This is a genomic window from Methanosarcina soligelidi (assembly GCF_000744315.1).
Taxonomy (GTDB): domain Archaea; phylum Halobacteriota; class Methanosarcinia; order Methanosarcinales; family Methanosarcinaceae; genus Methanosarcina; species Methanosarcina mazei.
Genome location: NZ_JQLR01000001.1, coordinates 666,490 through 677,925, shown reverse-complemented (window position 1 = coordinate 677,925; position 11,436 = coordinate 666,490). Strand labels below are relative to the sequence as shown.

The 11,436-nt window shown below is 38.9% G+C and carries 5 protein-coding genes and 2 pseudogenes; 3 read left to right on the top strand and 4 right to left on the bottom strand.

All coding sequences use genetic code 11. The annotated features are described in order from the left end of the window. Positions 1–508 precede the first annotated feature (508 nt). Both M886_RS03055 and M886_RS03050 read left to right on the top strand, forming a co-directional pair. Positions 509–3,850, top strand: coding sequence for a disaggregatase related repeat-containing protein (locus tag M886_RS03055; RefSeq protein WP_200880712.1), 3,342 nt, complete (start codon positions 509–511; stop codon positions 3,848–3,850). Between the two features lie 856 nt (positions 3,851–4,706). Next, positions 4,707–6,182, top strand: coding sequence for a flippase (locus M886_RS03050; RefSeq protein WP_048050632.1), 1,476 nt, complete (start codon positions 4,707–4,709; stop codon positions 6,180–6,182). A gap of 270 nt (positions 6,183–6,452) precedes the next feature. Here the strand turns inward: M886_RS03050 and M886_RS03045 are convergent. From M886_RS03045 to M886_RS03035, 3 genes and pseudogenes are all read right to left on the bottom strand, one after another. Beyond that, positions 6,453–6,713 (bottom strand): annotated as a pseudogene (locus M886_RS03045) (UDP-glucose 4-epimerase); the annotation flags it as partial. A 28-nt stretch (positions 6,714–6,741) separates the two neighbouring features. Continuing rightward, positions 6,742–7,986 carry an IS110-like element ISMma5 family transposase gene (locus M886_RS03040; protein WP_011032006.1) on the bottom strand — a complete coding sequence of 415 codons (1,245 nt, stop codon included), beginning with the start codon at positions 7,984–7,986 and terminating at the stop codon, positions 6,742–6,744. Positions 7,987–8,225: 239 nt separating this feature from the next. Next, positions 8,226–8,921: pseudogene (locus M886_RS03035) on the bottom strand (SDR family NAD(P)-dependent oxidoreductase); the annotation flags it as partial. Between the two features lie 188 nt (positions 8,922–9,109). Here M886_RS03035 and galU point away from each other — a divergent pair. After that, on the top strand, positions 9,110–10,012 hold the full coding sequence (gene galU, locus M886_RS03030) for a UTP--glucose-1-phosphate uridylyltransferase GalU (protein WP_175413352.1): 903 nt from the start codon (positions 9,110–9,112) through the stop codon (positions 10,010–10,012). Positions 10,013–10,130: 118 nt separating this feature from the next. Here galU and M886_RS03025 read toward each other — a convergent pair whose 3' ends face one another. Next, on the bottom strand, positions 10,131–11,414 hold the full coding sequence (locus M886_RS03025) for a UDP-glucose dehydrogenase family protein (protein ID WP_048037467.1): 1,284 nt from the start codon (positions 11,412–11,414) through the stop codon (positions 10,131–10,133). Positions 11,415–11,436 lie beyond the last annotated feature (22 nt).

The following is an 11,436-nucleotide window of genomic DNA, read 5'->3' as shown; positions in this document are numbered from 1 at the left end:
CTTTTTAATAATCAGTCTCTTTCTATCAAACAATCTTCGAATATAAATTCATACTGTTGGTTATTCAGTTCTTAAGTTTGTAAAAAAATTTAGGAATACTGTACAAATACTTTTATAATATGGTGTTCTAATCTACAATGCTGACTATAGAAATTTAATTATAAATTTAATAATTATTTTATTTGTAATGTTGGCATGGGGGGAATTTGTGTATATTGGAGGCAAATTAGTTTAACATTAATGATATCTTTTCTGAATTCGGCGTCTATCTGCAGAATTTAATAACCCCTTCTTCAGGTCTTCCTCAGGGGGAGTTTTACTGTACGAATACCTGAAGAGTGCTGACTGGTTAAAAAATATTGCTAAATTTGCTGTATTCAGAATAAATATATTAATTAACTTATCTGCCTTCAATATATAAATTTTTAAAGAGTTTGGCAACTCGGACTAAATCTCTACCTGATATACATACCAAAATAATAGATTATGATCATTCCAGGTGATAGCAATGCTAAAAAGAGAATTAGGAGTCCTCTTCCTGGTAGGATGCCTTATAATTACAAGTGCTCCTGTGGCTTCATGCCGGAGCCCTGCACCTATAATTTATGTTGCAGGAGATGGGAGTGGGGACTTTAACTGTGACGGAAAAGATGACCATGTGCAGATAAATCAGGCCCTTAAATTCGTGGCAGATAATTCTGCTTATACAACTGTTCACCTCAAGGGACCTTTTACTTATGTTATTGACGATACTCTTCTGATAGGAAGCAATACTATTCTTGAAGGAGACTCAAATGCTGTGATTAAGTTGACCAATAATGCAGGATGGGAGACTATGAAACCCCTTATCCAGCAGATGAGCAGCTCAGGAAATAATAATATTACAATAAGAGGCTTCGAGGTCAATGTAAATCATGATGGTAACAGTGAACTGGCTAAAGGCAAAGGTTATTACAATGTGATTTATTTCCTCTACACCAGCAATGTAACTGTCCATGATATGTATATGCATGATGGACATGGTGACGGGCTCAGAATAAAGTATAGTAGCAATATTAAGTTCTATAATAATACGATAGATAAGCTCGGTCACGACGGTCTTTTTGCAATTGAGTGCTCCAATGTCGAAGCCTGGAACAACAGAATAACCTGCAGAACCAACAGTGCTCTGAGGGTATGGAACACAAATAACGTAAAGTTCCATGACAATTTCATTGATTCTTTTTATCACTGGAGTGCAGGCGGTCCGGGAGTCCAGGTTGAAAGGTCCTCGGGTGACATGAATAATATCAAAATCTATGATAATGTAATTACAAACACATATGGACCAGGCATCTGGCTTATTGGAACTGCCGGTGCATATGATAAAAGTTTATCAAGTGTGCACATCTACCACAATATTTTCTATGATTCCGGAACCAATCCGAGCATAGAATGGGTTGGTGGGGTCCTTGGCAGTGGGTTCCATAATGTCCTGGTCGAGAACAATGTCTTTGACGGAGTCCATAATGCAGCAGTTGTAAACATGTATTCGACTGATACCAATGCCGGACCTTCTGGAACAGGGTTTACGACCACTGTTCGTAATAATATAATTGTAAACACTGTACCTCGTACGAAAAATTCTGCAGGAACCGGCTATGGTGTCATTAATCACCTTCCCAGTTCCCATACTATTGTCCTGGAAAATAACTGCCTGTACAACAACGCTGCAGGGAACTACAAAAATGTCAAATCTACAACAGATATTTATGCAGATCCCCTTTTTGCAGGTCAGAGTTTGCATGATTACCACCTCAAATCAGTAGCAGGCCACTGGTTCGGGACAAAATGGGTAAAGGACAGTGTGAGTTCTCCGTGCATTGACGCCGGAAACCCATCTTCTGACTATTCAAAAGAACCTGAAGATAATGGGAACAGAATCAATATCGGGAGATACGGTAATACTATCTATGCTTCTCTTTCCGGTACAGCTCCTGAAGTAATTCCTGAGGATCCTGTACCTCAGGACCCGGTAGTTTTCAAAGTCTCTGACAACCGTCTGCGTGAGTCTTCCCCTGATGCTGTGTATCGGGACTCAACTTTTATTGATGTGGGGGGAATGAACAATGCCAGATACAGAGATGTAATGTGGTTTGATCTGAGTGAGTACACTAATCCCTCAGAAATTGATAATGCAACTCTTTCCCTTTACTGGTATTACCCTGCAGGAAGTACAAGGCCAGATGACACCATTGTGGAGGTTTACAGGCCTGCTTCTTCCTGGAACACAAGTTATGTGAGCTGGAATAAAAAGGACAAAAATGTTGCATGGAAGAATGCAGGCGGAGACTGGTATGATAAAAATGGGGTCTCTCAGGGAGACACTCCTTATGCTTCAATTACCCTTAAAGGAAGCGAACTTCCAGACAATAAATATCATGAGATTGATGTCACAGAACTTGTAAACGAATATGCCAGCGGAAAATACGAGAATACAGGATTTCTCATAAAAGCCAGGAATGAAAATAACAATTATGTTGCATTCTACAGCAACGAATGCGGAAAAGAAACACAGAAACCCAGCCTTAACATAACAAAGAAGGTATCCTCAGAGAATATACCTGTGGTTCCAGAAATTATTGAAAAAATCACTCTTAACGCAACTCTTACCGGTGCAATAGATAACAGGCTAAGGGAGGCTTCTCCTGACGCTGTTTATCAGGACTCAACTTTTATCGATGTTGGGGGAATGAACAATGCCGTATATAGAGATATAATGTGGTTTGACCTGAATGAGTTTAATAATGCAACTGAAGTCACCAGTGCAAATCTTTCCCTTTACTGGTATTATCCAGCAGAAAATTCAAGGCTAAATGATACTGTGATTGAGGTTTACAGACCTGCTTCTTCCTGGAACTCAAGTTATGTAAGCTGGAATAATAGAGACAAAAACGTTGCATGGAAATATGCAGGAGGAGACTGGTATGATAAAAATGGGGTCTCTCAGGGAGACACTCCTTATGCTTCAATTACCCTTAAAGGAAGCGAACTTCCAGACAATAAATATCATGAGATTGATGTCACAGAACTTGTAAACGAATATGCCAGCGGAAAATACGAGAATACAGGATTTCTCATAAAAGCCAGGAATGAAAATAATAATTATATTGCGTTCTACAGCAACGAATGCGGAAAAGAAACACAGAAACCCAGCCTTAACATAACAAAGAAGGTATCCTCAGAGAATATACCCGTGATTCCTGAAATTATTGAAAAAACCACTCTTAACGCAACTCTTACCGGTAAAGCTGATAACCGTCTCCGTGAAGGCTCTCCTGATATTGTATATCAGGACTCAACCTTTATTGACGTGGGCGGAATGAGCAATTCCGGATACAGAGATATAATGTGGTTTGACCTGAACGAATTCAATAGCACAACTGAAGTCACCAGTGCAAATCTTTCCCTTTACTGGTATTATCCATCGGGAAATACAAGGCTAAATGATACTGTGATTGAGATTTACAGACCTGCTTCTTCCTGGAACGCAAGTTATGTGAGCTGGAATAAAAGAGACAAAAATGTTGCATGGAAGAATGCAGGTGGAGACTGGTACGATAAAAACGGCGTACTGCAGGGCAGCACTCCATATGCCACGATAACTTTTAAGGGCAGTACTCTTCCCGATAACAGATATTATGAGATTGATGTCACAGAACTTGTAAAGGAATATGTTAGCGGAAAATACGAGAATACAGGATTTCTCATAAAAGCAAGGACTGAAAATAACAATTATATTGCGTTCTACAGCAACGAATGCGGAATAGAAACACAGAAACCAAAACTTCAGCTAGAGTATCTCATTTGAAGCTTTTAGCAATTGAGTTCTGGATGTCTTTTAAGGAGTACTCCGAGATACGGACGGAAGGATTATTTAATTTCTCCTGCATCCGTTTTTCGGAAAAACCGATTTAATTTCAGTCGAATAACCCGCTAGCTTGCTGCGGGGATGGAAAACTTCCCCGGTAACCGTTGATGATACTATGATGTATCAATTCCGTTTTCGGGCTGTTAATTTCTGCTAAAACTAAATTGTTTAGGGTTATTGTCTACTATAACGAAATTTTGAGCGGTGGCGCGAACATACCCCGTTGCTTGCAGCGGGGTGCGCCAGCGCAACTTTGATTTTTATGCTTTTTGTTTTAATTTTTTATGTCATTTTCTTAAATTTCATTTTGTCTGCTATGTCTGCCAGAAATTTCTTTTTTAACAGGCCGTTTTCCAAGCAGTTACTATTATAAAAATTTATTTAGACACAAAAGCTTTTATCCTTTGCGGAAATTCCTTATTGGGGTGAGAAGGAGCCCAGCTTCTTCATAAAAGAATGTTATTTAAGTAGACTAAAAATTAACGGTGAGAATAAATCCAGAGCTCTCGTTCTTGAATCCAGTATTATTTCTTCATTAAAGGTGTTTTCATGAATTACAATTATTATGCCTCTAATATACGAATAAAGTTAACACTGAGAAAAAATCTAATAATTTTTGATATTCCTCTCTCCAAGTAAGGGTATTTCTATGAATTACAACTATTGCGCCTTCAGTCTGCGGATTAAGTTAACACTGAGAAGTACTCTCGAATTTTCGGCCCCTTTTCTTACAGTCAAAAGGTGTTTTTGATGCCATTTACAGCGGAAAAGAGGCAGTTTCTTTTAAGGTGATGTGATGTCATATCAAAAATTTGCAAGGGATGTAGGCTTTATCGGTACAGTTCAGATACTTACGAGTCTGAGCAGCTTTTTTTTACTCCCTATTATCACAAAAACCCTTGGAGCGTATGATTACGGACTCTGGGCGCAGATAAATATTACAGTATCTTTAATTTCTTCCCTTGCACTTATGGGACTTTCCATGAGTTTCGTCAGATTTTTATCTTCCGAAACTGATAAGAAGAAAATAAGAGAAGCAGTATACTCAATTCTTTTTTTTGTCACAGTATCGGGCTTTCTGGCTTCATTTGTGTTATATACTTTTGCAGAACCACTTGCAACTTTTGGCTTTAAGGATCCTGCAGCAACCTATTTTGTCCAGGCAGGCTCCCTGTTAATCCTTGTGAATGTAATAGAGTCCATATCTCTTTTTTATTTCAGGATTTTCAGGCAGATTGAAAAATATTCTTATTTTACATTTTTTGAAACTTTTGGTAAACTGCTATTTATATTGATTTTCCTTAAAATGGGATACGGACTTCTCGGAGTAATTACCGCTACTTTAATTGTACAGGGACTGATATTTTTAATTACCTTTATCATTATAATTTCGCAGATAGGATTTGTCCTACCGCGGTTTACTTATATAAAAGAATATCTGGAGTTTTCTCTCCCCTTAACCCCAAATGCGCTTATCAGGTGGGTTACGGAATCGAGTGACAGGTATATGGTCACTTATTTCCTTGGTCTTGGCAGCGTAGGTATATATTCTGCAGCATGTTCAATTGGAAACCTTATTCAGCTCTTTGTAAACCCGTTACAGCTTATTCTCTTCCCTGAGCTTTCAAAGCTATTTGATCAGAATAGAATGGATGAAGTAAGAATTTACATGTCCCATTCTCTGAGGTATTTCCTTATCATCTCTATCCCGGCAGTCTTTGGACTTTCAGCTCTTGCAAAACCTTTGCTTGCGGTTCTTACCACTCCGGATTTTATTTCTGGCTGGTTTGTCATCCCTATTATCGCTTTTGCCGGGCTTATGGCAGGAATATTCCAGATTTTTATAAATACGATGTACCTTATTAAAGAAACGAGACCTGCTACATATATCAATATCATCGCCGCAGTTTCGAACGTATTAATAAATCTTATTCTTATTCCCATACCTTCAATAGGAATTCTGGGTGCAGCTTTTTCCACCCTCGTATCATATTTTTTGATGGCTGCATTTTGCGTTCACATTTCTCTGAAACACTTCAAGCTCGATTTTTATTATATGGATATTGCAAAAAGTATCCTCTCGTCCATTGCAATGTACCTTTTTGTTTCGAGCTTTTCCATTTCAGGCATTCTTGAGCTATTTGAAGCGGCAGGAGCAGGTACGCTAATCTATCTGATTGTAATGTTTATGGTTGGCGGATTTACTGACCATGAAATGTACTTAATAAAAAGATATTTATTCAGGTCAGAGGTGAGCCCTGACACCAAGTAAACATTCCCAATTTACCGTATTTTGGTTTTTTTAAATGGGAAACCACAGTACCAGACGCTAACGCTAACAGATTCTTTTCATCTCCGAGAATTACTATAGAATCATTTATCATGATCTCTATAAACGGAAAAAATATTAAAAAGATTAAAATATTAAAATTTTAAAAAGATATCAATCTTAAAATATTGATCTGATCCTTTGATGTAATATAATACTGCTTCAGGGAGTAAACAGATCTTCTTCTTCTTGCAATATCTCAGCTTTTATTAATCACCTTTTATCAATCACTGCTCTGGCAGTCTCTCTTACACTCCTTTCAGAAGTATATTCAGGCTTCCATCCTATGGCTTTTAACTTTTCAATCCCAAGCCTCATTCTTGGAACATCTCCTTTCCAGCCTCTGCTTCCTCCGGTATATGTAAATTCCACATCCGAAAGCCCCATCTCTTCAACAACGATTTTCCCTATCTCTGTAGCGCTGATTGTATCCTCAGAGCCGATATTGAAGATATTTACTTCTTTTTTATTTTGGCATGAAAGTCCATGATGAGAAAACTCATCACGTACTCTCTCCTTCCTTTTTTCCCATAATTGCGATAATTCCACTAATTATTGTTATCCTTTCATCAACCGAGAATATGTCTGCCTCAACAATCTTTCTCTTTTTAACTTCTCCCTTTTGGTATCCTGTTTCATCTTCGTACATCTCATCGTTTGTGATCAAATGCCATATTATTGTTGCAATTTTCCTTGCTAAGGCAATAATTGCCTTAGCATATCCAATTGTCTTCTTTTTCCTGTTAAAAAACTCCTTTAATCTGCTATTTTTCTTTCTTGCTGCTGCTTGAGCAATCTGAGTTAGAATCCACCTTGCTACTTTTGATCCTCTCTTAGTGATTCTTCCGTTATGGTATTTATCTGCAGATTGATACACATTAGGAACTATTCCAAGCCATGAAGCAAGTTTATCTCCCGTTGGAAAATCCCTGAAATCTCCTATTTCAGCAATTAGAGTTGCCGCACCAAGCTCCCCAATACCTGGAACTGACATCAAAATTTCCATTTCCCTTTTATGCTTTTGATAAGCATAATTGAAAATTTCTCTTTCAAGAACTTCAATTTCTTCATCTAAATGTTTTATAAGGTTCAGACATATCTGAAGCCTTATTGCAGCACTCTGTGATATTTCTCTATCCAGAATTTCCCTTATCTGAACACTCTTTTTCCGAACATTTGGAGAAAGCGACTCTATAATTTGATCAATATTTTTACCTGAAGAGATTCCTGCTAGAATTGCTCTACCATTTTTTCCAAAAATGTCAGTCAGAACATCACCCAGATGTAACATTTCGGAGGAAAGAATTGCATGAGCTTCATTTTTAATGTCCGTTCTTTTTCTTACAAGAGTTAGGCGAAGCCTGACGTATGACCTGAATTCTCTATGTTTCTTCGGAAAAACTCTTGATGGTTGAACCATCTTATTCAATGCAAGTTTTGCAATTACTTCGGAATCTATTTTATCTGTTTTTTTATGTGTAAATGCTTTCATATCTCGAGCATTTCCAACTATAACAGGCAAATGATCTATCAATGCCTCATAAATCGGAACCCAGAAATCACTTGTTGATTCACAGGCAACAACATCACATTTTTCAGAGGTTACTAAATTTTTAAGATCTAAAATCCCATCATCATCTCTGGCAAAACGATGTTGTTGTTTTTCACCGGATCTACTGAGGATAGTAGCAATAACAAAACGTTTGTGAATGTCTAAACCACAAGATTTGTTTATTTCTCCGTCCAATTTACATTACTCCATCATTTCCAGGACAGTAGAATTGCTTCAAAGGCAATTTGGCATCCGTGATCAAGGTCACATCTGGGCCTTCGATGGCAATTCAATGGTTAGTTTTTTGACGGCTTCGGAGAACCAAAGTAAAAACAACCTTCCTGTCCAAAGGTAATGATGGAGTTCTATTATCAAAAAAGCTAAGTGAAAAAGACTTTCATTTTTTGGGCATGTTATTCCAAGAATATCATGTGTGTTTTTTCTATTGCAAAAAGGATCGCATTAACACATTCTGAGACATGTAGATAGGATTTTTCCTGTTTTCCGTCTCCCAGTATCTCAAGTTTGCGAGGATTTTCTTTAAGCTTTTTTATAAAATCAACAGTAATCCCGTGAGTGCTACGAGGCCCTACAATATTTGCAAAACGGAAAATCCACGCCTGCATATCGAAGGTATGGGAGTACGAGGTAATGAGGGCTTCACAGGCGAGCTTTGAAGCTCCATAGAGGGATATGGGGACAAGGGGTCCGTAGTTTTCCGGAGTAGGCATTATACTGGCTTCACCATAGACCGTGGATGTAGAGGTAAATGCAATCTTTTTTGCACTGCCTTTTCTCATAGCCTCAAGTAGATTATAGGTTGCCAGGATATTCTGGTCCAGATGGACTTTCGTGTCCGAAGCGCCAAGTTTTACATCAGGATTTGCAGCCACATGGTATACCATATCAGTATCCTTGCAGGCTTTTTCGATAGCTTCTGGATCAAGAAGGTCTCCTTTTATAAAGGAAAAATCCGGATTTTCAAGGTGGTTCTCTATAAAATCCATTTTTCCGGAACTGAGATTGTCGAAAACAATGACTTCACTTTCTTTTTCTAAAAGGCGGTCTACCAGATTGCTTCCTATAAAACCGGCTCCTCCGGTTACAAGTACTCTTTTCTTCGCAGGCATATGATCCTCAGATAATCTTCTTCTTTTTATTAATACTTTGCACTATTTTTTGCAAAAGCTGTAATTCTTTTTTCATACAATATGGGACTTTGCATAGAAATAGGGGAAAAATTAAAGTTATGGGTGAAAAGTACTTTAACTCAGAAGAATACAACCTTACAGAATTTCTTTTAATTGGAGAATTAACCTTGACTATCAAAAAAGCACTTATCCCGGCAGCCGGTCTTGGGACTCGCTTTCTGCCGGCAACAAAGTCAATGCCAAAAGAAATGCTTCCTATAATTGACACACCTGTAATTCAGTATGTAGTGGAGGAAGCTATTGCCTCAGGCATAGAAGATATTATTATTATTACAGGCAGGGGCAAGAGAGCAATTGAGGACTACTTCGATGATTCTCCGGAACTTGAGATGCATCTCGCTAAAAAACACCAGACAGATATGCTGAAACTGGTCCGGGACATCTCTTCTCTTGTAGATATCCACTACATCCGCCAGAAAGAGCCCAACGGGCTTGGAGATGCGGTATTAAGGGCAGAAAACCATATCGGAGACGAGCCTTTTGCGGTGCTTCTCGGAGACGATATTATCGTTAACGACAAACCCTGCACTGCCCAGCTTATTGAGAACTTTGAGAAATACGGGAGGTCAACAATCGCAGTTGAAGAGGTCCCTTACGAAAAACTGAGCAGTTATGGAATTATAAAAGGCAAGCCACTCGATGATTCCCTTTATGTTCTTGAAGACATTGTAGAAAAACCAGCACCTGAAGATGCTCCTTCCAATATAGGAGCAATAGGGCGCTATGTATTCACGCCTGAGATTTTTGACTGCATAAAGCATGCCGGTACTGGCGTTGGAAGTGAAATACAGCTCACAGACGGTATCAGGCTCCTTAACAAATCCCAGATGATCTATGCCTGCAGATTTAAGGGAAAAAGGTTCGATACAGGAGACCGGCTCGGGTACGTAAAATCCATAGTCGATTTTGCTCTCCAGAACGAAAACCTCAGGGACGATGTGCTTGAATACCTTCGGGAAATTCTCGCAGTTAATAAGATTTCTCCAGAAATAGATAAGTTAAAACAATAATGCCGGAGAGACCTGAAAAATCAGGATATAATAAGCATCAGACAAAGGATACTTAAAAATAAATAAAAACAATAAATCTATGATATTGGTATATGGAAAGGGTTGACCCTGCTGGTTTTCACCAGCAGAGCCCCTCATAATCAATATTTTTAGCTTTGATTATCCGCCTTCCATCAATAATTATTTTTTCTTTCATGTTCTGGAATTCGGAGTCAAGGTCTCTGAACTCATCCCACTCTGTCATCACAAGACAGGCGTCTGCATCTTTAAGCGCATCTGAGGCATTGTCACAGTATTCGATTGAAGGGAAAATACGTTTCATGTTTTCAGCTGCCATCGGGTCATAAGCTGAAACTTTTGCCCCAAGTCTAAGAAGTTCGGCAATTACAGGAATTGACCTGGATTCTCTTATATCGTCAGTTTCATTCTTGAAGGCAAGTCCGAGAACAGCAATCTTTTTGTCCGCAGGGTTTCCTATTTTTCTTTGCAGGATTTCGGTCATAAGAAGAGGCTGTTTCTCATTTACAGCTATTACGGACTCAAGTAGTACTGGAGAGTATCCTATTGTTTTTGCTTTTCCTATAAGAGCTTTGACGTCCTTTGGGAAGCAGGACCCTCCGAAACCTGCCCCTGAGTTCAGGAATTTCGGGGAAATTCTGAAGTCTTTACCAACTGCTTCCATGACCTCATATGTATCTATCCCCATTTTTTTGCAAATATTTCCTATTTCATTGGCAAAAGAAATCTTGGTTGCAAGCAGGGAGTTGTTTGCATATTTTATCATTTCTGCAGTTGCAGGGCCTGTGCGCGTGACCTCACATTCAAATGTGCGATAAAGCTCGGAAACAAGATCTCCTGATCTTTTGTCAATTGCACCGACCACTATTTTATCCGGGTTCATAAAATCCTGGACTGCCTTTCCTTCCCTCAGGAACTCCGGATTCATTGCCACACCAAAGTCTTTTCCGGCTTTCTTTCCTGATGTTTCCTCAAGAATGGGGAGGACGAATTTTTCTGTAGTTTCAGGAACTACTGTACTTTTTACCACCACTACATGATAAGCATCTTTTTTTGCAAGGGCTTTACCTATACCTGCTGCTGCTGCCCTGACAATTGAAAGGTCTATAGTCCCGTCATCTGCAGAAGGTGTCCCTACACAGATAAAGGAGATCTCTGTCTCTTTGACCGCAAGTTCATAATCAGTAATTGCTATGAGCTTTTTTCCTGCATATTTTTGCAAAAGCTCTCCAAGTCCTTCTTCATAAATGGGAGGGATGCCTGCGTTTATCTGCTCCGTTTTTTTCCTGTCAATATCTACGCAGATAACTTCGTGCCCGACTTCTGCAAAGCAAGCAGCGGTGACCGAACCCACATACCCTGAACCTATAACAGAAACTTTCATAATCTTGACCTCTTTTTCGGGA

Excerpts from the sequence above, each read along its gene's own strand:
- M886_RS03025 (WP_048037467.1), bottom strand. The coding sequence starts at position 11,414 with ATGAAAGTTTCTGTTATAGGTTCAGGGTATGTGGGTTCGGTCACCGCT.
- M886_RS03055 (WP_200880712.1), top strand. The coding sequence starts at position 509 with ATGCTAAAAAGAGAATTAGGAGTCCTCTTCCTGGTAGGATGCCTTATA.
- M886_RS03050 (WP_048050632.1), top strand. The coding sequence starts at position 4,707 with ATGTCATATCAAAAATTTGCAAGGGATGTAGGCTTTATCGGTACAGTT.